This is a genomic window from Candidatus Fokinia cryptica, from assembly GCF_034359305.1.
Classification (GTDB): domain Bacteria; phylum Pseudomonadota; class Alphaproteobacteria; order Rickettsiales; family Midichloriaceae; genus Fokinia; species Fokinia crypta.
Genome location: NZ_CP110343.1, coordinates 142,394 through 165,463 on the forward strand (window position 1 = coordinate 142,394; position 23,070 = coordinate 165,463).

Here is a 23,070-nt window from a genome sequence, read left to right on the forward strand (position 1 = left end):
ATTTCTCACCGATCTAATGAGTATCATTATTTCATCAATCATTTTATTGCTGTGCATTTTACTTGTAACGGCTTATCTTACTTTAATTGAGAGGAAGTTGATAGGATTTATGCAGCTTAGAGTAGGCCCAAGTATGGTAGGGGTGTTTGGGATATTACAACCAATGGCTGATGCAATTAAACTGCTGTTTAAAGAGCCAATAATACCACATAAAGCAGATAAAATATTATTTCTAGTGGCTCCGCTGATTACTATGACTATCGCACTATTTGCATGGGTAGCTATACCTATAGGAGGGAACTTCTACATTAGTGATCTAAATTTGGGTATTTTGTTTGTTCTATCTGTTTCCTCTCTTTCGGTATATAGTATCATATTAGCTGGACTTGCAAGCAATTCTAAGTATCCATTCTTAGCAGCCATAAGAGCAACTGCTCAAATGCTTTCGTACGAGTTAACGATGGGATTATGTATTCTTTCTGTCGTTACAATCGCAGGTAGTGGTAATCTCACAGATATAGTGTACATGCAAGTAGATATGCATTGGATTTTAAGATGTTTGATGTTACCTATAGGTTTACTATTCTTTATATGTACTCTTGCAGAGACAAATAGACATCCTTTTGATTTAGCAGAGGCAGAAAGCGAACTTGTGGCGGGATATCATTCGGAGTACTCTTCTATGCAGTTCGCGATGTTTTTTCTAGGAGAATATGCTAATATGGCATTGATGAGTAGCTTAACTACGCTTTTATTTTTAGGAGGATGGTCAGTACCATTTGGTATACAATCTCTCGAGTGCATTCCATCAGTGATATGGTTCTTAGTAAAGACCTTAGGATGTTTAATGTTATTTATAATAGTGAGAGGAGTTCTGCCAAGGTATCGATACGACCAACTTCTTAAAATAGGATGGGGGCGTTTACTACCAACATCATTCATTTTATTTATGTTAGTTACCGTTACAAAATACTACTTAACACACTAAGAAAGTTGCTATGATAGGAGGAATAAAATCTCAAATAAGGGAAATTATAACATGTTTTCTACATAACTCTGGCTATCAAAATACTGCTGTACGTGTAAGAAAAAATGCGTTTTTGCAGAATTCTTACCAAACAGATATTCTATTTGAATTAGCAAAAAACACTTCTAAAACTCCACATGATTTGTTTCTAGAGCTTTTTTCTGGTGACGAAATGAGTGACTGTTTTGTTTTTTCTTTTTCTGGCAACGGTTTTTTAAATATTACTTTGAAAAATGAATTTATATCTCAAAGTTTATTTGAATTTCGAATAGATACACTACCGCGGAAGAATGTTGATGTTGTAGTAGATTATGCAAGTCCGAATGTCGCAAAAGAGATGCATGTGGGGCATTTACGTTCTGCTGCAATAGGATGTGCTATTTCAAGAATTTTAGAGTTTGCTGGATATAATATTATAAGGCAACACCATCTCGGAGATTGGGGTACGCAGTTTGGATTTATAATTCAGTTTATTATCGAGAAAGAAATAGAGACTGCTAATCTCAGTATGAATGAGATGAATGTCATATATCAGAAAGCAAAAGAGCTATTTGACGAAGATATAGAATTTGAGAAAAGGGCTCGTATCAGGCTTGATAAGCTACAAAATAGTGATGTAGAGAGCCTTAAAATCTGGGATTTATTAGTGAAAAAGACTACAAAATATCTATCTGATACTTTTGATAGGTTAGAGGTGGATTTTGATACTAAAAACATCAAAGGTGAGAGTTCATATCGGAAGGAGCTACAAGGAATTGTAGATGACTTGAGAAATAAAAAGATCTGCGAAAAGGATAATGGAGCTGAGATAGTAAAGATAGATGATAAAGTAGAAATCTTAAAAAAATCTGATGGCACTTATTTATACATAACAACAGATTTAGCCGCTTTAAAGTACAGAGTCCAAGAAAAGAATGCTAAATGGCTTATATATATTACCGATAATAGACAAATCGATCATTTTAAACATGTCTTTCATATAGCTCGACTAGCAAATTGGGATGAAGGAGTGAAGCTATCTCATATAGCTTTTGGAAATGTGTTGGGAAATAACAAAAAGCCTCTCAAAACTCGAGAAGGTAACAATACTCCACTTTCAGAGTTAATAGAAGCAGCTTGTATTGAAGCTTTTTCAATGATGAAAGGACGTGTAATTTCTGATAGCGTGAAAATTTCTCACACCATAGGTGTAGGAGCTATAAAATACTTCGATTTAAAAAATGATTATATAAAGGATTATGTATTTCATATGCCTCATGTTTTATCACTGCATGGGTGTACATCAGTTTATATACAAAATGCTTATATCAGAATACTTTCAATTTTAGAAAAATTTCAGGAATCTCCAGACTCAAAAAACATAGATTTTCAGCATTTAAATTTAGCAGATTACGCTCAATTTCAAGAAGAAGCTGAAATTTCAGTCGCTTTGAAGGCATTAGAGTTTTGGGATACCTTTGAATTAGTTTTAGAAACATTGAAACCTCATCACTTATCTAGCTATCTTTATGAGCTTGCATCTGCATTTCACCTTTTATATGAGAAATGTCAAATTCTGAAAGCATCTCCTAAGGAAAGAAATGCAAGGTTATATTTAGCATATACTGTACAAAATATCATCTATCGATCTTTAGACCTTTTAGGTATTAATGTTGTGCGTGAAATGTAAAAAAGACTTTTTATATCTCTCCATTTGGTAAAAATCCTCCAACTTGTGCATCCCAAAGCTTCTTATATGTGCCTCCTTTCTTCAATAAATTTGCGTGAGTATCATCTTCAATTATGTTACCATTTTCGAATACTACTATTCTATCTACAGTAAGCAGTGTAGATAATCTATGAGCTATAATAATAGAAGTTTTATTTTTCATTAATTCAGCAATACTCTTCTGTATGGCGCTTTCTATTACAGAATCTAAATGAGATGTAGCTTCATCCAGTATAAGAATTGGTGCATTTTTTAGAATTGCTCTTGCAATTGCTATGCGTTGTTTTTGTCCTCCAGAAAGAATTGAACCTCTCTCTCCCACAAGAGAATCATATCCTTTCGGAAGCTTCGTAATAAAATCGTGGATATGTGCTTTCTTTGCTGCTTCTATTACTTCTTGATCAGTTGCGCTAATTTTTCCATATCTAATATTTTCCATAATAGAGCGACTAAACAAAGAAACATCTTGAGGTATTACGGATATAGCATTTCTTAATGAGTCTTGTCGTACTTGACAGATATCTTGTTTGTCGATGTATATACTGCCGTCGACAATATCATATAACCTCAGAATAAGATTTATGAAAGTAGATTTACCGCTTCCAGAATAACCGACAAGACCAATTTTCTGCTTCGGTGGTATAGTAATAGATTTATTTAAGAAGAGTGTAGTACTATTCTTATGATGAAATTTCACATTATGAAATTGAATCATTCCTTCTTTCACTACAAGGGTGGAGGCATTTGGCTTATCTTTAACTCCAGTGTCATATTCTAAAATAGATAAAGCCTGTTTCAAAGTACCGTAATCTATAATAATTTCTCTTACAACAAAAGTAATATGAAATAATCGGGTGATGATTTCTAAGTTCGTCATAAATACAAGAGCGAAGTCTCCTGGGGTAATGATTCCTTTTGAGCTACAATATACCATACTAATCAAGCATAGTCCTATATATGAAGAAAATATGAAATGTTGAATTCTAAAATAAGATATTAAAGCAGAAGTAGTAGTAATGCTTTTAGTCATTAACTTCTCAAGTTGTATTTTCAATCTGGATTTTTCGTATAAAAGAGATGAAAATATCTTGATAAACATCATATTTGACACGTAATCATTTACTTCTCCATAAGTATTAATTTCGTATTCTGCTTCCTTTTTAGCTAGTAATCCTATCTTTTTTATTTTGATGTAACACATTACTACAAATGCCGATACCCATATTAGCATTGTTAATCCGAATATGGGGTGCACTTTAAATAATAGTGCTACGCTTATTATAATAGTCACTAGTAAATGAAGCGGCTGTATTAATGAAAGTTCCATGATTCTAGGGATGATCTTAGCCGCATCTTTGATTCTAGAAGATATAGTACTTGATGGATGTTCTTGAAAAAAGTGATGGTCGTATAATCCAATTTTTTTAATAAATTTAATTGCTATGTCTCGTTTTATTTGTGGCATGTATTTTAATTCACACCAATCAAAGAAATACCACAAAAGAAATGTAAGAGCTTGAGCGATACAATACCAAACAACCAACATCCATATTCTATGAAATTGCATTACGCTTACATCATCTATAATAAGTTTTAGAATGTATGATTTTAGTGGATACTCTAGACCTGATAAAATTATTAAGAACGCAACGAAGTATAAGTAATACTTATAAGGCTTTACGCTTTCTATAATGAAGGAGCTAACGTTCATTTAACACGAAGGATAAAATCTGACCGAATGTCGCATGGTCGCATAAACATACGATGACGTCAACAATAGATAAAAACGACTATATGGCAATATAAAAGTTCTTCGATACTTTAGAATGTATGGGTAGTGTTATGGTTAAAAAGATTTTCATGTTATCTTTACTTCTAATTCCTCAAATGCTGACAAAGAATATTGTATCCTAATTTTATATCTTTTTTCTTGAATACTTATTTCACTAGAAGATTTAGAAATACTATCCTCATCCTTTGTAAAAGTTTCGATATTATTTTCGATACTTTCAGCTTCTATTATTTTTACTAAGTATAAAGCTACACTCTACAGTGATAACTACAGTTTAGGACATAGGATATTGTAGAGCGTAAAACGATTGTAATAAACTCTATCATCCAAAATCTAATATCAGCGCAATTTTAGGGAAGGAGTCTACTGATGAGCACTTACTCTATTTACTATCTCGCTAAACTGTTCTGGATGACGTATAGCAATTTCTGATAGCATTTTTCTGTTCAGGCCAATTTTACTCTTAAGAAATAGTCCCATGAAGTGAGAGTACTTTAATCCCTTCTCCCTTAAAGCAGCATTCAGCCTCTGTATCCACAAAGCTCTAAATTCACGCTTACGAACTTTTCTGTCTCTATAAGCATACTGCAACCCTTTATGTACTTTCTCAATGGCAACTCTGAAACAGCTTTTAGCACGTCCCCTATAGCCAGATGCCATTTCCAAAATCTTCTTATGTCTCTTGCGAGCAACTACACCACGTTTTACACGAGCCATCTCAGAATATTAAATATTAAGTTTAACACGGTACTATCGAATTACAGCGATATCAATATAAAATCAATTTTTCTATAAGCCGTATGGTATGTACTGCTTTATTCTTATACGCTCCATTTCTGGTAAAATGCAAGTACCACGTTGTTCTCTAAGTTGTCTAGCGGAGCGCTTTCGCATATTATGCCGTTTATTCGCTTGCCCAGCTCTTATCTTTCCCGTAGCAGTCTGAAAGAACCTCTTTTTTACGCTACTCTTAGTTTTCAACTTTGGCATTTTCTATTTCATACTGATAGTATCGAGTATTATTAACAACTAGCTAAACGAAAGTCAATTATTCGTTGTTTCGAACAAGAGATGAGACCTTAATATAGCCGTTGCAAGCCCACTTTGCGAATATCATTTTGAAGTTACATTTATTGCAGCCTCTATTTATCGGCCTATAGTGGTAATATATTAGTCAGGATATTTTATGATACTTACTAATACACATGCTTCAGATAGTTTGTAATGAAATTACGGACTAGAATATATGGTACATTACAGATATGCATCCTCTTCTTTACTTACTATTCCCATTTATAGCGTTTTTACTAGTGTATTGTGGTATTTTAAGTAGTTGCAGATTTGCAACAAATACTCCGAATTTTAAAATTATGAAACGCACAGGTTTGTACAATTCATAAAGCACGAATAGAATTAGATCATATCCAATAAATTTATATTGAAAAATATGAAAAAATATCTTGCATTAGCACTTGTAGGTTCGCTCGTAATGGGTAACGCATCTGCTTCTCAAACATTAAATGCTCTTGATGCTGCTAGTCCAGTATTAACAAACGAAGATGATCAGAGAATAGGAGAGTTCGAAGTAGGACTCCAATTCTTCATGACTCCTAGTGCTGTAAAGTTAGAAATGGCAGCAGACGGAACAAAATTAACAAATACCGGTACTCCTACTACTGCTCCTTCTATTACAAGTAGTAGTGTTTCCTATAAAAGCGTAAAAACTTCCGATAAAAGCGATAATAGAATGTACGGCTTTGGTGCTAACTTAGGTTGGAATGGCTTACAATCAAAAATCGGAACAAATGGCGTATTATTAGGGTCTATAGGTGGTGTAGTTAGCTACTCTTGGCTCAATAATTCTGGTGTAGCTGCTCCTGCTACTCAAGACTTAGTTGCGTATGGTGTGAAGCTCGAAAGATTTATCTTGGGTGCTCGTGCTAGTGTAGCTCCTTTATTCTGCACTGGAAAAGACATTAAAGTTGGTCCTTATGTTGCTGGTGTGCTCGGAGGTGCTCAAACACAGGTTACTTTAGATGGTATTCAACTTTCTGGTAGTCCTTTATCAATTATAAGCGGTTTACAACAAGGTACAACCGGAATACTTACTAGTGGTGCTTGGACTAATGTCGATACTACCGCTGTTGGGTATGCTGGTACTGCAACTCCTATATCATCTACTAAATTTGGTAAAGTATTTACTACCGATTCTGATGCGTGGAAGTTTTATTGTGCTGGTGAAGTTGGTGTGAGATTCCAAATGCGTAATGTTGGTCTTCAATTGGGTGCATTGTTTGATAACAATGAATACAAAATTCCTTCATTCCAAGAGAAAAGCAAAACCGTTACCTTGGGACAAACATCTGGAGAGCGTACAACAGTTACTACCTTTTATGCTCCTAGTGCTACTGTTGCTTCTTCCGTTACTGGAACGAAAGTTACACAAGCTGTAACGCTAAATAACTTGATGTTCAAGAAAGAAGGTAGCTCTATGAATGCATTCTTAACAGCTTCTGTCGTACTTGATATGTAATATAATAGGAGGAAGAGTGGAGATTTAACTCCATCTTTTCCTCTCTATATATAATCGTATAATGAGATACAATAATGTCTTTCATTATAGAAAAGAGGGCGAGAAAAAAAGCTCGCTCTCTTTTTTTTTCTTATGATCGATATTTCCCTCGATTTTTTCGACTATTCTTGCGCTTCAACTAGCTCTACTCTAAGTCAAGTGACTTTTTTACCTCTTGATGTAATGGGATTCATGTCCATATTATACGTTTGTGTCAGTATATGGTTTCGTATTTTTGTTATATCACCTATTTTACTTCCTTTATTGCGCTAGATTTTCTTTTTCGACGTAATAATCTGATTTGCAATCTATAATTTGTTTTTAGATAATCTGATGTTATCAAAATTCGATTGTCTGGTAAGATATTTCTGTATTGTGTGTTATTAAGTGATGTAATTTTAATCACTAATATAGCGCCCTAAAGCAATATACGTATGTTATAGATATATAAAGCTAATTTAGCTCATACTCGTGATGTTTGTGTTCTGATGACTTATCTTATTTTCTATTTATGTATGTTATATAAGAGATCGTAAGCCTCTTAAAGATACTAGAAAATATTAAAAAAACTTTTTTACTGTGAAGTTCCAAGTGAATAACTTTGGAATACAGCTAAGTACGTTACTGGATAACAATAATGATGTGACTAAATGAGAGTAGTAGAGATAGTAATGCATCTATTTGATATATAGAATAGTAACTTTGTAGAGTGTGTATTTCTTGAAAGAGATGGATATATGGTTCTTTTTATTCAAGATTAGACATTAAATTTAAAATGCACTACATCACCATCATTTACGATATATTCTTTACCTTCAATTCTAATTTTTCCGTGTTCTCTCGCTTTTTGCTCTCCACCGTATTTACAGTAATCTTCATATGAGCATACATTTGCTTTTATAAAGCCTCTCTCAAAATCTGAGTGTATCTCACCTGCTGCTTTCGGAGCTGTAGTGCCTCTTTTTATCTTCCATGCGCGAGCTTCTTGTGGACCAACTGTAAAGAAAGTAATGAAATTTAATTCGTCATACAATGCTTTCCCCAATCGTCCTACGGCACCTTCTTTAAGGCCATAATTCTCTAGAAAAAACTGTCTCTCTTCTCTATTCATAAGAGCTAATGTGGATTCAAGCTTAGCGGATAGTATAACTGCTCTTTTATTTTCTAATGTTGCTATTTCTTGCACAATTTGGGAATACTCATTTCCAGACTTGCTTACATCTTCTTCTCCTATATTTGCAACATATATTTGCTTCTTCATACTCAACAAGCCAAGTTCCTTAAAAAATTTTTCATTTTCTTCATTTACAAGATTTATCACTCCCTTCACATCATTTATGAGAAGATATTCTTGACAAAGTTTTAATAATGTTACTTGTGACTCTCTTTCAGCCTTACTTTTCTTATCGGAACGTTCTAGTCTTTTTTCAATGGTTGCAAGATCAGATAATATAAGCTCATTTTGTATTACGAGGATATCACGCTTTGGATCAACACTCCCGTCAACATGATGAGTTTCACTATCAGCAAAACATCTTACGACATGTGCAATAACATCAACTTCTCTTATATGTCCAAGAAATTGATTACCAAGTCCTTCGCCTTTACTCGCTCCTTTCACAAGACCTGCAATGTCTACAAGTTCTACGGTAGAGTAAATAATATTGCGAGAACCTTCTATATCGGCAAGTATTTCAAGTCTTTTATCTGAAACTACTACCATGCCTTTATTTGGTTCTATGGTGCAAAAAGGATAATTAGCAGCTTCTGCTTCTTCCTTTCCAAGTACACTATTGAAGAGAGTAGATTTACCAACATTAGGTAATCCAACTATGCCACACGCTACGCTCATTCCAAAATATGAAAAAATTCAATGCAATACGTCCTATCATATGCAGAAGCGGTATTGCTGTAGTAACTAGTACTAGTTTATGCTTCTCAAAGAGTAAGCATTACAGTGAACTGTGTCAAACGCTTTAGAAAATCAAGGAGATTTATTTTCCAACGAATGTATGGATATTTTAAAAATCTTGAATACTTATTTTGAAGTAAGAGTAGTTGGAGGTTCAGTACGAGACCATCTGATTGAAAAGTATTTTAGTTTGAAATTTCCGCGCAGAATTGATTATGACATAGTAGTTAAAGCTGATTTTTTGGAAATTATAAAAATTTTAAAAGCTCATAATCTAAGCTATTTTGATGATTCGGCAAAGTATGGTGTGCTCAAAATACACTATAAGAATGTGATGTATGATATTGCTGCACCACGTAAAGATTTGGAATGTTTTGGAAGAGCTGCAAGAGTTGTTTCAGGAAGTTATATATCATGGCTTGAAGATTCTATGAGACGCGATTTTTCAATAAACGCTATTTATTGTGATATAGAAAATGTGATGTACGATTATCATTCCGGAATAAAGGATTTAAAAGAGCAGAAGATAAAATTTGTAGGAGATGCAGTATCTAGAATAAGGGAAGATTATTTGAGGATATTGAGATTTTTTAGATTTAGTGGTTTATTTCATGCTCCGAAATTTGATGATTCTGAGGTAAAAGTGCTGGGAGAGCATAGAAGTATGTTACAAAACTTATCTAAAGAAAGGATTAGAAAAGAAATGATGGCACTTCTTAAAACGCCGTATTGTATGCAGTCGTTGAAGGTAATGAAGAGTTGTGAAATTCTTGAAATAATATCTCCAGTTCTTAATCAATTTATTGAGAAAAGTAGAGGATGTGTTCCGTATGATAGTATTTTAAATGTCGCATGCATTCTTATACAAGACGGAGATTGCGATACAACAACAATTTTAGAATCAGTCATTCAATTGTCAAAAGAAATAATGTTTACAAATCGTGAATTTTTGAGATTGAAAACATTGATGAAATTGTATGAGTACATAGGTAGATTAGATGTAGTGGTAGATGATGAAGAATGTGGTAAGAGAGCAGTTTTTTTGTTTGGCGTACAAGCGTATGTAGATTTTATAAAAATATGTAACGTAATAATGGATAGAGGATTTTCACCTTCGATAGAAAAGATTGAAGAGTATGCTAAAATTACACTACCAATAAATGGTCATGATATAAGACCACTCGTAAGAAGTAATGCCGATATAGGTAAGTATAAAAGAAAAGCTACTCAGATTTATATAGATAGTAATTTTACGGCAACGAAAGAAGAAATTATAATGCGACTATCGTTGCTAAATAATAAGTAGGAAATAGTACAAAGGAGAGATATTTGTTTCTTATTCTGTGTACGTATACTGAAGGTTCGATATTGGTTTGTCTATATATTTAATATATAAAAAATATTCAATAATTACTGCTAGAGCTATTTTAGATATGCTCGTTCATATAACGTAGCATTGCTAAAACGATAGGAAAACTCTTCCATATAGAGGAAGAGAAAAGAATTTTTGAGTTATATCAGTACTATTTTTTTCCTCATTTTCTAAGCTATCACTTCCAATATAAGTGTAAGTTCCTAACTGCACTCCTAATTTGTGAAATTGCATACGCAACCCCATATCAAATGGATAAAGCATACTTACGCTTTTTTTAGTAGTTTCGTTGATAACATTGCTACTAATGTCTTTTGTTATTGAACCTCCTATAAAAACGCCAAAGCTATACATATCGGTTACTCTTCTTACACCAGATGCAGTAAATTTTACACCTAACCAGTTAGAAGGATTAGAATCGGAGTAGTCATACATATAAGTTAGACCTATGGTTCCCAGTATTAATCCTTTATCTTGGAGAAATGGCCATTGAAAGCTATTATATGACCAGTCGATACCGAATTGTTGTTTTTTGAGAGTTGTATCGTTTGCTAATCTTAGATCTAATCCAGCTTCAAAACATCCAACTGAAGAAATATTATTTTGTGTTTGTTCGGTATTATCGATTGCGGAGATATCTATTTTGGAATCGGCACTTGAATACTGTATGTGTATAGTACTAAGTAGTAGAGCTATAATGTTTACTATGAAAAACATGGTGGTAGTACTTATACGTTCACACGAGCTCGTTTTCCTTAGGATATCATAGAATAATCTTTCGAGCAAAAATTATCTTAAGAAAATGAGTGGATATAAATGAAAATGATAAAATATAATTAATTTTCACTATATATGTCGCTTTTATCCATGTTTTTTTCAATACAAACTTACTATTTATCGTATTGAAAAATAGCATCGTATCCCTAAATGCAATAACAAAATCATGGAACTAAAATCTTCTTAATGCGTTAGGATGTTAAAATACATCTTCCCACGATTCACTGGTAGCAGCTCTTCCATATTGTGCAGTTGGTCTTTGTTCAAAAAAATTTGTAAATTGTGGTGCAACTACGATTTCATCCATCCACATTAAGGGATTGACGGTAACTTCTGGAAATGGAGGCTCTATACGTAATTGTTTTGTTCTAGTATTAGCAATAAACCTTATATACTGTCTCATATCACTAGCTGATAAACCTTGTACTTCCTTTACTATTCCAAATGCTAAATCTATAAATGCATCCTCATTTTTTACCACGTTAATACATGCTTCGGTGATTTCTGTGTGCAATTTTTTAGTCCATGCTTCCGGATATTCCTCAATAAATTGGTGAAATAGCATTATCATTGCTTCTGTATGCAGTAATTCATCTCTTATTGACCAAGCAACAATCTGTCCGAGTCCTTTCATTTTACCGAATCTCTGGAAATTTATTAACATTGCAAATGAAGCAAAGAGCTGTAAGCCTTCTGTGAAAGCTCCATACACAGCTAAAGTTTTAGCTACCTCATGTGGAGAGTTCATATTAAACTTAAATAAGAATTCGTGCTTTGTTAGCATTTCTTCAAACTTCAAGAAGGCCTTGTATTCAACTTGCGGTAATCCTAGAGATTCGAGCAAATGTGAATAAGCATCCATATGTATAGTTTCAGTATTTGCAATACATAACAACATCATTACTACTTCTGTAGGTTTGAAAAATTTTAGATATTTCAAATAACATATCGTTGCTACGTCACTATCTGCTTGTGTAAAAAATCGTAATACCTGTGTAATAAGATGACGTTCTGCTTCGTTTAATACGTTCCAGTCAGATATATCGTCTCCCATAGTTACTTCTGCTGCTAGCCAGTGCATTTGTTGCTGTTGTAGCCATATTTCGTATGCCCATGGATATCTAAACGGTTTATATCCTACTTCTGCAGTTAGCAATGTATTAGGCTTTGCAAAGGACGTATTCTCAGTTTGATTCATATTGGATACTCAAATAATTGGATTTTAAGGATTAGCAAATCAAATAAACTTATGCTAGTGCTTTTACAGGATACGTAAAGCAAATGTGGAGTGTATTGATTTACATGTTTTGTTCTATATAATACTGATTGTTGAAATTCATCTGTAATTAGCTCTTTAATGAGGTTTTATAAGGTTGTCATGGGCTTAAGGCATGATATGAGTAGCCACGATATCGAGAATACTATCTTCTCTGTGAAGAGTATGATGGAGAAAAAAGATTGTAAGATAATGCAGCTTGAAAGGTGGGGAATGAGAGATTTAAAGTATAAAGTAAAGAATGGTACGTCTGCTTATTTTGTGATATTTGGTATAGAGTGCGAAGGTTCTCGTGTTAGAGAACTCACTCACTACTTTAGTGTTCATCATGAAAATGTTGTACGTTCTATGGTGCTGTCGACAAGATACTCTTTCCCTGTAACGGAAGAGCCGGCTGTCGTTTAATTTAACATATATTATCACTTCGTCATGAGTAATACAGATTCCCGATCTACTACCAACACGTCTAGTTCTCAGCAAACCCCTTCTAGTGATGTGGAGTCGCCAAAGAAAAGTGAGACGCCTCATGTATCCGTTTTGCCTCTTCTACAAAGCTCTATCCTATTTAATAAAACAGCTGAAGCACAAAAAACCCAACAAGGAAGGGCGAAGCAAGTCAAAGTGCTAAATGTAGTGCCGTTTGATGTTCAAACTTTTAAAGACTATCTTTCAGGATGTGGTCGTATTTTACCGAGAAAGACTACTGGCCTTTCAAGAAAAATGCAGGCAGAATTGAAAAGATGCGTAAAAGTTGCACGGCAGTTAGGATTACAATAGTTATTTTTTCGTTTTATATTTTTTGTAGATGAGTACCATTAATGTGATTTTCACTCATGCTGTACATGGTAATAAAGTAGGTACCATGGTTAAGGTGAAAGGAGGATATGCTAGAAATTTTCTCATTCCTATGAATTATGCCGTGTATGCTACTCCTAAAGCGGTTCAGCAGTTCGAAGAGCAAAGAGCTGCATTAGAACTCAAAGCTCAAGAGCAGAGAAAAATTGCTTTAGAAAGAGCTGAAGTAATGAAAGTTGCATCTGTAATATTATCTTGCAAAGCTGGTAATGATGGAAAATTATATGGTTCTGTGAGTAAGACTGATATTAGTGAAGCGATATCTAGTTCATTAGGATTTGACGTCGAACCAGTGCAGATCATTATGCATCAAAAATTGAATATGATTGGTACTTATAGCATAGCGATCTCATTGTATGAAGATGTTGAAGTAAATTTAACCGTGAATGTGCAGTCTATAGCAGAAGAAAAATAGAAAGTAAGGTAGCGAGAAAAGAGAAGCTTCATGATAAGGTTTTCACGGATATTGTATCTTTTTGCATTATCCTCTTAGTTAGTTTTTTTAGTAGTTTTGCTAATCTGTGCTTTTAGAGAGCATCTCCATTTTTGGCTGAATTGTTTTTGGGAGCAATTTCTTGTTTTAAGTTAACTAAATCTTGGCTAACGTTTCTCATAACTTAAGTCATTCTTAATCACTTACTATTTCATTTTTTCGATTTATCATTTCAGTGGTAACTTCATCAACCTGATGTTCTTCATTTTTATCTAATCCTCCAAGATTATGCGAAAATATCCACGTGCAATGTTCACTGTTATTTTCATTTCTGAAAAGATACTTAGATGAAAATATGTAATTTTTTCCGTTCAAAGAGACTTCTACTTCATTAATTAATGGACTGATAATAGCTTTTCCATAGTATAAAAATGGCACAGCATTGAGAACTCTTTTTGATACTTTCTTTACCTCAGCTACACTTTTAACATTACATTCTAACGGTAAACTAATTTTTTCATATTTTGGTTCAAATCGCGAAATTGTAAAGGGATTCTTTTTTTCTGATGTAATACATGTGATTAAAAATCTATCATCCCATATGAGTTTAGAGCTAGCTTCGTATACTGTATCATCAATAAATTGCGATTCTTTTACTATTATCATTACCCTTTCTTTAATACTCATATCTTCTACTACATCTATAAGCTCATTTTGAGAAGCTTGTGCTATTATACATTTGTTTAATGTGCATGGTTTCATAGTTGTTATATTATCGCATAGTAATAATAGTGATGATAATCTTGGTGGATACTTAAAACGTACGATGTTGCGGAGCATTTTTTTCATTATTCTAAGTTTCATTTCTAATTCTAATTCCGCAAATAGTCTAAGATTAAAAAATCCTGCTCCGTAATGCGATACACAGTAGTTTTTCATCAGCCAATCACTTGTACACTTTTCTACAAATGTCATAGTTCTTTGTATGTTATTAGTAAGAAGGGTAAATCTTTTATAAAAAAGATCGTATGTGTGATTTGTTTTTATATTTTCTTTGACATTATTTAAAAGTTCCCGTACAGAAGCTCTCAGAAATCTTTTATCTTTATTCATCTCATCCATAACGTAACTATTCACACCTCTTCTTGCTAAATATCTTTCAATTTCAGTTCTAGACCAATCTAAAAGCGGTCTAACAAGTAATAGTTGTCGATTTTTATTCTTGTAAAAGGCTTGCAATTCCATGACTTGAGAGATACCGCATATACCTTCTGCTCCAGAACCACGCATTATATTCATCAAAACAGTTTCGATATTATCATCTGCATGGTGAGCAGTCATGATAATCTTTGCACCATGTTCGTATGCCGCTTGAAAAAGTAATTCATACCTTTTATCCCTTGCAATAGAATAAATATTACTTTTTGGTTTATCTCCATTCCACTTTTGTACGACCATTCTTCTTCCAGTAAAAGAAGATAAGATATCCGCTGCTTGAGCTTCTTCTATATCAGCTATTTTTTTTAGACCGTGATTAACAAATACTGGATATACTTCCATATTTAACAAATTTGCTACCTCGAGAAGTAATAGTACTAAGCATAAACTATCAGCTCCTCCGGAATATCCGACGACTATTATTTCATTTTCAAGTAAGTGAAATAAAGATATATGATTTTTGGAATTTATACCTATTCTTTTTAATGAGGATATAAATTTTTTCACAAAAGCACATTTATTTTCCTCTTTCATAACAATTTACAATAAAAGTAGTAGTGCAGATGATAAGATGAAAAAGCCAATCAACTTCATCGTATCAGTTTTGGTATACATTATAATAACATTTCCTAGAGATAGTGCGACTACTATCTCTTTTGAGATATTTTTTACAGAAATTGCTGCATATTTTAGTTCTGCAAAATATTTAGCGAAATATATCATTAATTTCACTGGTATGGCTAAGAGCTGCAATGCGTATTTACTATAATCAATGAAACTTGTGGCAAGATATATCATCGATAGTGGCATTACAATTGTATCTACTAATGGAATGATGACAAGATTTGCAAATATGGAATAAATTGAGAGTGTATGAAAATGAAATGCTATTACAGGTATAGTACATATTGTCACAATGATGGAGCATGTTACAAGATTTTGAAAATAGATGCATAATTTTATAAATACGTTTCTCAATTTTGTATTTTCATAATTTATACTGTCAAAACCAAATTGTAAGTTCTGAATACAATATATCATTCCTATACAAGCTAAGAATGACAGTTGCATGCCAGCGTTTAGTATTGATTCAGGTTGAAAAAGTAGTATCAATGATGCTGTAGTAGCAAGTACGCGTTTTATGTCGTAACGCTTATCTACTACGATACCTAGTCCGCATAGTAAAAACATTGATACTGCTCTCACTCCAGAAATAGGAGAATTTACTACAAGAAGGTAAAGTACGATTAGTGCGCACACTACACAGTAAGAGATTTTAGAGCTCAATATATTATCTATAGAAATACTGGTGCGTAATAAAAAAAACTTAATGACATATAACATCATTATTGACATTACTGTAATGTGCATACCTGAAATTGCTATAACATGAGAAGTCCCAGAAATTCTAAAATATTCGTAAATATGTTTCGGTATTTTATATATCTCTCCTAGCAATAATCCGTTTACTACTCCACTTATATCATGTTCTAATTCTATATCGATATGCGATGCTATTTTATGCCTTATGATTTCTGGAAGGTGCAATATAGAATGTTCAGACTCTTTTAAAATATGAAAATTAGTAAGAGAAAATCCTACAGCACCTATTCTTTGAAAATATGCAAATTGTGCGAAGTCAAATGGATACTGTTGTTCTATAGTTTGAGGAGGAGATAGCTGAGCGTCAAAAGAAACTCGTGCTCCTAGTATATTATTATAGTCTTTTAATACAGTACTGTGTTTCTTGCTAACTCTTACTCTAATTGTATGAGGTGTATCAGATGCATGTATTTTACTGATGTTTAAGTCTGTTAAAAGTACTTTGTAGTGATTATTTGTTTTATATATCGAATCTACTATACCTTCAACATGTGCGTTTATTTTGCTACTTAACTTTGGTGCTTGTACCTTGGTGATCCTCATGTCCATTACTGTGATACCGATGCAAAAAAAGAAAGATGCGTAACAAATGATGTTAAAAAAATCTGTCTTATTGGTTACTTTAGTATGAAATTGTTTCCAGCAGCACAGTGTTATAAGTAAAAATATAGATAGTATTCTTACAAATACGCCTTCGATGTTGTATGCGATTCTTGCTATAATTCCTAATGATAGAATAATTGGGAACCATAGTATTGCGTCTTTTCCTTCCTCCAATAGATCTACGATAACTTTTTCTTTACATTTTTGTAAGATAACCATCAGAAAGCATAAATACTTGATCACAGTTTTTTGCAATATTATCGTCATGAGTAGCTATAATGACAGTTGTATCGTTTTCTCTAGCGACTTCAAGTAGCACTTCGAATACACAATCTGCATTTCTTCTATCGAGGCTACCAGTAGGTTCATCAGCAATTACTATTTTAGGAGAATTTATGATTCCTCTTGCAACTGCAACTCTTTGCTTTTCACCTCCAGACAGCTGATCTACTACCATATTCGCTTTCTGTTCTAGATTAAATTTTTTAAGTGTGGAAAAAGCAATTTCTTTATCAGCATTTTTATTCTTTATTCTCATAGGTATTAAAAGATTTTCCAAAACTGTGAAACCGCTTAGTAGATAATGAAACTGATATACAAAGCCTATCATTTCCTTCCTCATTACAGTAGCAATTTTATCACTTTTAAAGCTACATTCGATACCATTCAATATTAATTTCCCGTTTGTTGGTATATCCAGTAATCCGATAATCTGAAGTAGAGTAGATTTACCTGAACCAGAAGGTCCTACTATTGCCGTCACATTCCCGTGAGGAACAGAGAACGATATATTTCTCAATATTGATCTTTGTTCTTCTTTTATTCCAGCTGATACACTCTTTTGGATGTTTTCTAGTAGAATCACGGCTTTATTTTAAGTCTCTTATCTTATTGCTTTCTTGAATAATAATTTCTTCATGTTCCTTATCACTCATATTAGACATCTTTCTGCGTAATCCAACCTCTAAGTTTTCCAATATGTCATTCATTATAGATTGAGTATGAAGCATTTTAGCATTTTTTTTAGCTCTTTTTACGGTCTTATCGTGCTCAATTTTCATATATTTTACTCTCTTATTAGCTTCTTCAATCACTTTATCATGATCTACATAAGCTTCATTAATCTCTTTCTCTATATATGTAGTCATCGTCTCATGATATCGAATCATATCATCTTTTCTTTTATATTGCTGTCCGAGTTCTTCCAAAGATGCTTTTATCTCTCTAAATATTTCTATTAATCTTTTGCGTAATGCTCTATATAAGGGTTTACGAGCAAACTTAACTATTATTAGTATACACACTATAAATCCGGTATTAGCTATAAAACTGTGCGAATTAGTATAGTCTAGAATTTTGAGAACAGCATCCATAAAGTTTTTATAGTGTAATCTGTATGATTATATTGCAAAGCGATGTATAAAATACAAGAAATTTTCGTGATTTTTTTATGCACTTGTAGAGATATTTTTATATCATGCGTAGAAAAAATAAGAACAATGTGATACCTATACGAGAGTAATTGATTTATAATAATTAACATGGATATAAAGAATCTTTGCAAGCTTTGTGCGATTCATATGGATGAACGAGAAATCTTGTTAGTTGCAGAAAAGCTAAAAACTGTGGTAGAAGCTCTTGATAAAATTGCCGAGGTGGATACTACTGGAGTGGTGCCGATGTATAACGTGTGTACTGAATTAAAGAAAAAATTGCATTATGCATCACATTGTAAAAATGATGTAACGGATATTTCTCAATATTCTGGTAATAAACATAAAGGGTATTTTGGTATTTCAAGTAGAGTTATGCCTTCTTGATGAGCATAATAATGCCACCATGGCCTAGGTTGCTGAGTAATAACGTACAACCTGGTCTTGATAGAATAAGAGAGATTGTGACAGCACTGCGTGTGGATATGAGTGCTTTACCGCCGGTAATTCATGTAACTGGTACGAATGGAAAAGGCTCAACTATAGCATATTTAGGAGAATGCTTTAAAAATGCAAAATATACTACTCATAGGTATATATCACCTCATTTGATGAGATTTAACGAGCGTATAGTAATACGAGATCAGGAGATATCTGATGAAGAATTGGAAATTTTGTGCAACTACGGGAATCACATTATAGGAGATGATGGTAGATTCTCATTTTTCGAAGCGACAACAGGATTAGCTTTATATAAATTTTCTCAGGAAAAAGCTGATGCTCTATTGTTAGAAGTCGGAATGGGTGGAAATTTTGATGCTACCAATATAGTACGGGATAAGATCTTGAACATTATTACTCCTATTTCTTTGGATCATACGGAATTTCTAGGTAATTCCTTATCTTCAATCGCAACAGAAAAATGTGGTATTATCGGTGAAAATTCGATAACAGTTGTAAGTTGGCAACCAAGAGAAGCAGTAAATACTATTACTGAATATTGTGAATCAAAAAATGCTAATCTAGTACTTTTTGGAAGAGATTGGAATTTCGAGGTATTTGATGAAGAAATTGAGCTGTACTTTCAATTGCCAAGACGATTACGCAATAAAGTACTTTCTAATTCTCTTGTGCTTGCTGGTATAGGAAGTCTTGAAAGAAATGTAGTATTTAGAATACCAAAACCAACGTTAGCTGGAATACATCAATTTTTAAATGCTGCAACGGCAGCAATTGCTATGCTTATGCTTGGATTACTATATTACAAAAATTTTTCTCTCCTTCATATATCTGAAGCTGTAAAACATGCGTTTTGGGCTGGAAGAATGCAGAAAATTACCTCTAATGATTTAGGTTATGATTTACCAAATAATGTTACGTTAATTTTTGATGGTGCTCATAATGTTGGAGGTGCTGAAATGCTAATGGCTAGTATAATGCAATTTAAAAGCAGCACGATACCACTTTATGTAATCCATGGTCGTACAAAAGGTAGAGATATTGAAGGCTTCTTGCGTTTTTTTCAGATAGAAACGACATTATTATGTGTAACATCGATTCGTAGCGAGCCTAAGTCTGAAAGTAGTTTAGTGCTTTACGATAAGGCTATAAAAATGGGCTTTAACTGCAAAATAGTTGAAGACGTACATGACGGAATTAGAGAATGCTTGTCTCATATAAACAATAGGGAGGCACTTATACTAGTCTGCGGTTCATTATATTTGTTTGCAGATATCAAGACACGAGATTAAATGATACTTAAATTAAAAATTGCTGTTGTGGCAATTTTTTTAAAATACTCCTGTTAAATTGCATATTACTAAATTTTGAGAATTTTCTTTATACTGCGTTTTTGCTACTCCGAAGAGTATGGCGATATGTTTATCATAATGTATTTCAAAAAGTCCCATTTTATTTGATATATATTCCTCTCCGAAGAAAGTATCGCTTATAAAGCCTACTCTGAACTTACTGATTCCATATGAAATTCCTAAATATGTACTATTTTCTTCTCCTTTTAATGATTTAGTGATGTTATTGAATGAAGCTCCAGCTAAGGATAGCTGAGTTCCCATGTATCCAACTTTTATACCGTATACTATGCTTCCGCAGTTATTATCATTTTCTTCGAAATATGCACTTTCTCCACCATACCATGCTATAAAATCTATATTTTGGAACTTACCAGAGTAGGAAGTTAGTGCCCTCACGTTATTTTTATATCGTTGTAGTATGTTACTTGTAATATGTTCTGGTGTTGAGAATTTTCCAAAATACTCGCTTGTATCTGGTACGTAAGTGAGACCTACGGTAAAATCGTTATAAACTCCGACAAGACTGACTTTATTAGCGAATGACTGAGTATTTTTATATAAGGGTTGTTCGCTAAGAAATGAAGAATATGGCTTTATATTAGCATTTATATCATCACCTAATTTTTGCTGTAGCAATGCGATTGGAAGGTATCTTATACCATAAGTGCGAAAGCCTACTGATTGATATTTTAATGGATCTATGCTCCTATCCGTTTTCATGCTGATTATGAGCTTTTGATAAGCATCAGAAGTAATATCATGTTCTAAAATACCATATATATCCTGTAGTATTGGCATATCTTCCATTACTTTACTCCATGGGGTATATATCATACCTTCCATACCTAAAATATACTTTAGGTTTTCCGAAAGCTTTTCTTGGTATTTCAATTTTCCAGTAATGATGCACGTATTGCTATACGTTGTACTGTTGTTCTTTTGTTCACTTAGTGCATTCCACATCTCAAATTCTATTTTAGAAGAAAATGAGCTTTTTAAATTATTTTCATCACTATTGTTAGTGTGTGCATCAGAATAAGATGTGAGTGTGCAAAATAGATAAAATACATATAAAGCGCTAATGTATTTGCGCATTAGAAGATAAGAGGTTTATTTATTAAAAGTAATTAACTATAATTTCTTAGGGTAGCAATAGAATATTTTTAGTGCGTCGTGATTAATAAGAACCAGAATACAGATACTCCTATCAGAAATGCATTGAGTGCAATGCGTGTAATGATATGGTATGCAGTACTAACAAGTAGTGCTTCGGCAGCTCTTAGTGTTTGGATTTCATTCTTCAGTTTGAATGTGCTAGACAAAGCAATACCTAGTGGTAATCTCGATACCTTAGGAGCTTTTACATTCCTAGTAATAGTAGCATATCTTGTTAATAGCTCTATAACTGGAGGTAGGGCTTTCGTGATGAGTAAGATGTCTTCGTGGTTTGAGTATAAGATTGCAGATTCTGTTCTTCATAATGCTATTAAAACATCACTTATCGCAAAAGGGAATGCAGGTAGTCAGAGTATCAGAGATTTGCAAACTCTTTGTAATTATATTGCCTCGAACGCTCCTGTAATGCTAATAGATGCACCGTGGGCTTTGGTTTTTACTATAATACTTTTTCTCATTCATCCTATGATGGGTACTTTGGCTCTGATAGGTTCTATTGCGATAATAGTGGTTGGTGTTATAAATGAAAGATATACAAAGAAGCTTGTTGAGAAATATAACGAAAATTTCATAGCAAGCATGAAGTATGTTGATAACCTCACTAGAGGTGCTGAGGTAATGGAATCTATGGGAATGTCTAAAAGGGGTGTAGAAATTTGGCACAAAATTAATTTAAAGGTCAATGAGTCAAGAATCGATAATAGTAGAAGGCAAACTTTTGCAATGGAATTTAGTAAGCTTGTGCGTGGTATATTACAGGTATTTACTACACTAACTGGAGCTTATCTCGTGATCAGAGGAGAAATTACATCCGGTGCGATGATTACTGGTTCAACATTGATAAGTAAGGCATTGGAACCTTGGGGAAATGCATTAAATGCCGTGAAAAACGCTCTTAACGTGAAAAAAGCTTATGAAAGGCTAAATAGTGGGTTTAAAAATTTTGTTCGCGATGAGGAGCTTATGCAAATGCCTGCTACTGAAGGAGTGATTTCTGTAGAAAATGTGTACTATGCCCCGTATGGTAGTAGTGCGTACTTTATAAAGGCAATTAACCTTCATATTAAACCAGGACAAGTTTGCGCTTTGATAGGACCTAGCGGTTCCGGTAAATCTACTCTCCTATCAATAATTGCAGGGGCTAAAGAGCCTGGATTGGGAATAGTGAGAATAGATGGTAGTGATAGGAAAAATCTTAGAAAAGAGGATTTAGGTAGTTCTATAGGATATTTACCTCAAGATGTGCAGTTACTTTCAGGTACTGTAAAAATGAATATATCGAGACTTGATGATAATGCAAATTACGAAGATATCATACAAGCATCTCAAATAGCAGGGGTTCATGATATGATAGCACGCCTTCCTAATGGTTATGATACGGATGTCGGAGTTGATGGTAGTAATCTTTCTGGTGGACAAAAACAGGCAATAGGTCTAGCTCGTGCATTTTATAAAACCCCTCAGATCGTGTTGTTAGATGAAGCTGAGGCTAGTCTTGACGATGCAAGTAGACATAATCTCATAACAGCTATAGAGGTATTAAAGGAACAAAAAGCAACCGTTGTGCTTGTGACTCATAATCCTGTAATGCTTCAATTAGCAGACATTGTCGTAGTGATGAGAAGTGGTGAAATAGTTATGTCAGGACCTTATGCAGAGATTACCAAGGCGCTTCAACAAAAACAGAAGATTCAGTAGTTATAATTACAACTTTTATGA

Annotated in this window: 21 protein-coding genes; 10 read left to right on the plus strand and 11 right to left on the minus strand. The window is 33.4% G+C overall.

Features of this window, described 5'->3' with window-relative positions:
* The first annotated feature begins 16 nt into the window (after positions 1 to 16).
* Together nuoH and argS are read left to right on the plus strand one after the other, a co-directional pair.
* Positions 17 to 988, plus strand: a complete 972-nt coding sequence (gene nuoH, locus Fokcrypt_RS00700) for an NADH-quinone oxidoreductase subunit NuoH (RefSeq protein WP_323722292.1) — start codon at positions 17 to 19, stop codon at positions 986 to 988.
* A gap of 10 nt (positions 989 to 998) precedes the next feature.
* On the plus strand, positions 999 to 2,696 hold the full coding sequence (gene argS / locus Fokcrypt_RS00705; protein ID WP_323722293.1) for an arginine--tRNA ligase: 1,698 nt from the start codon (positions 999 to 1,001) through the stop codon (positions 2,694 to 2,696).
* A 10-nt stretch (positions 2,697 to 2,706) separates the two neighbouring features.
* Here argS and Fokcrypt_RS00710 read toward each other — a convergent pair whose 3' ends face one another.
* The 3 genes from Fokcrypt_RS00710 to rpmI all read right to left on the minus strand — a co-directional run bounded on the left by Fokcrypt_RS00710 (position 2,707) and on the right by rpmI (position 5,517).
* Positions 2,707 to 4,446, minus strand: coding sequence for an ABC transporter ATP-binding protein (locus Fokcrypt_RS00710; RefSeq protein WP_323722294.1), 1,740 nt, complete (start codon positions 4,444 to 4,446; stop codon positions 2,707 to 2,709).
* Between the two features lie 444 nt (positions 4,447 to 4,890).
* Positions 4,891 to 5,244, minus strand: coding sequence for a 50S ribosomal protein L20 (gene rplT, locus Fokcrypt_RS00715; RefSeq protein ID WP_323722295.1), 354 nt, complete (start codon positions 5,242 to 5,244; stop codon positions 4,891 to 4,893).
* Positions 5,245 to 5,316: 72 nt separating this feature from the next.
* The gene (rpmI, locus tag Fokcrypt_RS00720) at positions 5,317 to 5,517 is read right to left on the minus strand and encodes a 50S ribosomal protein L35 (protein ID WP_323722296.1); all 201 of its coding nucleotides are present in this window, start codon (positions 5,515 to 5,517) and stop codon (positions 5,317 to 5,319) included.
* A gap of 457 nt (positions 5,518 to 5,974) precedes the next feature.
* Between rpmI and Fokcrypt_RS00725 the strand changes: the two genes are divergently transcribed.
* Complete coding sequence (locus Fokcrypt_RS00725) at positions 5,975 to 7,060, plus strand: hypothetical protein (protein WP_323722297.1); 1,086 nt, start codon at positions 5,975 to 5,977, stop codon at positions 7,058 to 7,060.
* Between the two features lie 796 nt (positions 7,061 to 7,856).
* Here Fokcrypt_RS00725 and ychF read toward each other — a convergent pair.
* Positions 7,857 to 8,951: a redox-regulated ATPase YchF gene (ychF, locus tag Fokcrypt_RS00730; protein ID WP_323722298.1), complete on the minus strand. Its 1,095-nt coding sequence runs from the start codon at positions 8,949 to 8,951 to the stop codon at positions 7,857 to 7,859.
* Between the two features lie 112 nt (positions 8,952 to 9,063).
* Here ychF and Fokcrypt_RS00735 point away from each other — a divergent pair, with 112 nt between their 5' ends.
* Positions 9,064 to 10,317, plus strand: coding sequence for a tRNA nucleotidyltransferase/poly(A) polymerase family protein (locus Fokcrypt_RS00735; protein WP_323722299.1), 1,254 nt, complete (start codon positions 9,064 to 9,066; stop codon positions 10,315 to 10,317).
* A gap of 153 nt (positions 10,318 to 10,470) precedes the next feature.
* Here the strand turns inward: Fokcrypt_RS00735 and Fokcrypt_RS00740 are convergent, their stop codons facing one another.
* Entirely contained in the window at positions 10,471 to 11,100 is a 630-nt protein-coding gene (locus Fokcrypt_RS00740; RefSeq protein WP_323722300.1) for a hypothetical protein, read from the minus strand.
* A gap of 259 nt (positions 11,101 to 11,359) precedes the next feature.
* A complete protein-coding gene (locus Fokcrypt_RS00745) occupies positions 11,360 to 12,358 on the minus strand; it encodes a ribonucleotide-diphosphate reductase subunit beta (protein WP_323722301.1) in 999 nt (332 codons plus the stop codon).
* Positions 12,359 to 12,517: 159 nt separating this feature from the next.
* On the opposite strand from Fokcrypt_RS00745, the gene rpsF reads away from it, so the two are divergent.
* From rpsF to rplI, 3 genes are read left to right on the plus strand one after another with little or no spacing between them, the layout of a single operon-like run.
* Entirely contained in the window at positions 12,518 to 12,841 is a 324-nt protein-coding gene (gene rpsF / locus Fokcrypt_RS00750; RefSeq protein WP_323722302.1) for a 30S ribosomal protein S6, read from the plus strand.
* A gap of 24 nt (positions 12,842 to 12,865) precedes the next feature.
* On the plus strand, positions 12,866 to 13,213 hold the full coding sequence (gene rpsR / locus Fokcrypt_RS00755; RefSeq protein WP_323722303.1) for a bS18 family ribosomal protein: 348 nt from the start codon (positions 12,866 to 12,868) through the stop codon (positions 13,211 to 13,213).
* Positions 13,214 to 13,241: 28 nt separating this feature from the next.
* The gene (gene rplI / locus Fokcrypt_RS00760; protein WP_323722304.1) at positions 13,242 to 13,706 is read left to right on the plus strand and encodes a 50S ribosomal protein L9; all 465 of its coding nucleotides are present in this window, start codon (positions 13,242 to 13,244) and stop codon (positions 13,704 to 13,706) included.
* Positions 13,707 to 13,919: 213 nt separating this feature from the next.
* Here rplI and tilS read toward each other — a convergent pair whose 3' ends face one another.
* From tilS to Fokcrypt_RS00780, 4 genes are read right to left on the minus strand one after another with little or no spacing between them, the layout of a single operon-like run.
* On the minus strand, positions 13,920 to 15,476 hold the full coding sequence (tilS, locus tag Fokcrypt_RS00765) for a tRNA lysidine(34) synthetase TilS (protein ID WP_323722305.1): 1,557 nt from the start codon (positions 15,474 to 15,476) through the stop codon (positions 13,920 to 13,922).
* A 6-nt stretch (positions 15,477 to 15,482) separates the two neighbouring features.
* A complete protein-coding gene (locus tag Fokcrypt_RS00770) occupies positions 15,483 to 17,147 on the minus strand; it encodes a ComEC/Rec2 family competence protein (RefSeq protein ID WP_323722306.1) in 1,665 nt (554 codons plus the stop codon).
* Positions 17,125 to 17,793, minus strand: a complete 669-nt coding sequence (locus Fokcrypt_RS00775) for an ABC transporter ATP-binding protein (RefSeq protein ID WP_323722307.1) — start codon at positions 17,791 to 17,793, stop codon at positions 17,125 to 17,127. The genes Fokcrypt_RS00770 and Fokcrypt_RS00775 overlap by 23 nt, the downstream gene beginning before the upstream one ends.
* Before the next feature lie 4 nt (positions 17,794 to 17,797).
* On the minus strand, positions 17,798 to 18,301 hold the full coding sequence (locus Fokcrypt_RS00780) for a hypothetical protein (protein WP_323722308.1): 504 nt from the start codon (positions 18,299 to 18,301) through the stop codon (positions 17,798 to 17,800).
* Between the two features lie 207 nt (positions 18,302 to 18,508).
* On the opposite strand from Fokcrypt_RS00780, the gene Fokcrypt_RS00785 reads away from it, so the two are divergent.
* Complete coding sequence (locus Fokcrypt_RS00785; RefSeq protein ID WP_323722309.1) at positions 18,509 to 18,748, plus strand: Asp-tRNA(Asn)/Glu-tRNA(Gln) amidotransferase subunit GatC; 240 nt, start codon at positions 18,509 to 18,511, stop codon at positions 18,746 to 18,748.
* Positions 18,748 to 20,112, plus strand: a complete 1,365-nt coding sequence (locus Fokcrypt_RS00790; RefSeq protein ID WP_323722310.1) for a bifunctional folylpolyglutamate synthase/dihydrofolate synthase — start codon at positions 18,748 to 18,750, stop codon at positions 20,110 to 20,112. The genes Fokcrypt_RS00785 and Fokcrypt_RS00790 overlap by 1 nt, the downstream gene beginning before the upstream one ends.
* A gap of 39 nt (positions 20,113 to 20,151) precedes the next feature.
* Here the strand turns inward: Fokcrypt_RS00790 and Fokcrypt_RS00795 are convergent, their stop codons facing one another.
* The gene (locus Fokcrypt_RS00795; RefSeq protein WP_323722311.1) at positions 20,152 to 21,270 is read right to left on the minus strand and encodes a hypothetical protein; all 1,119 of its coding nucleotides are present in this window, start codon (positions 21,268 to 21,270) and stop codon (positions 20,152 to 20,154) included.
* A 78-nt stretch (positions 21,271 to 21,348) separates the two neighbouring features.
* Here Fokcrypt_RS00795 and Fokcrypt_RS00800 point away from each other — a divergent pair, with 78 nt between their 5' ends.
* The gene (locus Fokcrypt_RS00800; protein ID WP_323722312.1) at positions 21,349 to 23,049 is read left to right on the plus strand and encodes a type I secretion system permease/ATPase; all 1,701 of its coding nucleotides are present in this window, start codon (positions 21,349 to 21,351) and stop codon (positions 23,047 to 23,049) included.
* Positions 23,050 to 23,070 lie beyond the last annotated feature (21 nt).

Coding starts and splice junctions, on each gene's coding strand:
- nuoH (WP_323722292.1), top strand. CDS start 17: ATGAGTATCATTATTTCATCAATCATTTTATTGCTGTGCATTTTACTT.
- argS (WP_323722293.1), top strand. CDS start 999: ATGATAGGAGGAATAAAATCTCAAATAAGGGAAATTATAACATGTTTT.
- Fokcrypt_RS00710 (WP_323722294.1), bottom strand. CDS start 4,446: ATGAACGTTAGCTCCTTCATTATAGAAAGCGTAAAGCCTTATAAGTAT.
- rplT (WP_323722295.1), bottom strand. CDS start 5,244: ATGGCTCGTGTAAAACGTGGTGTAGTTGCTCGCAAGAGACATAAGAAG.
- rpmI (WP_323722296.1), bottom strand. CDS start 5,517: ATGCCAAAGTTGAAAACTAAGAGTAGCGTAAAAAAGAGGTTCTTTCAG.
- Fokcrypt_RS00725 (WP_323722297.1), top strand. CDS start 5,975: ATGAAAAAATATCTTGCATTAGCACTTGTAGGTTCGCTCGTAATGGGT.
- ychF (WP_323722298.1), bottom strand. CDS start 8,951: ATGAGCGTAGCGTGTGGCATAGTTGGATTACCTAATGTTGGTAAATCT.
- Fokcrypt_RS00740 (WP_323722300.1), bottom strand. CDS start 11,100: ATGTTTTTCATAGTAAACATTATAGCTCTACTACTTAGTACTATACAC.
- Fokcrypt_RS00745 (WP_323722301.1), bottom strand. CDS start 12,358: ATGAATCAAACTGAGAATACGTCCTTTGCAAAGCCTAATACATTGCTA.
- rpsF (WP_323722302.1), top strand. CDS start 12,518: ATGAGGTTTTATAAGGTTGTCATGGGCTTAAGGCATGATATGAGTAGC.
- rpsR (WP_323722303.1), top strand. CDS start 12,866: ATGAGTAATACAGATTCCCGATCTACTACCAACACGTCTAGTTCTCAG.
- rplI (WP_323722304.1), top strand. CDS start 13,242: ATGAGTACCATTAATGTGATTTTCACTCATGCTGTACATGGTAATAAA.
- tilS (WP_323722305.1), bottom strand. CDS start 15,476: ATGAAAGAGGAAAATAAATGTGCTTTTGTGAAAAAATTTATATCCTCA.
- Fokcrypt_RS00770 (WP_323722306.1), bottom strand. CDS start 17,147: ATGGTTATCTTACAAAAATGTAAAGAAAAAGTTATCGTAGATCTATTG.
- Fokcrypt_RS00780 (WP_323722308.1), bottom strand. CDS start 18,301: ATGGATGCTGTTCTCAAAATTCTAGACTATACTAATTCGCACAGTTTT.
- Fokcrypt_RS00785 (WP_323722309.1), top strand. CDS start 18,509: ATGGATGAACGAGAAATCTTGTTAGTTGCAGAAAAGCTAAAAACTGTG.
- Fokcrypt_RS00790 (WP_323722310.1), top strand. CDS start 18,748: ATGAGCATAATAATGCCACCATGGCCTAGGTTGCTGAGTAATAACGTA.
- Fokcrypt_RS00795 (WP_323722311.1), bottom strand. CDS start 21,270: ATGCGCAAATACATTAGCGCTTTATATGTATTTTATCTATTTTGCACA.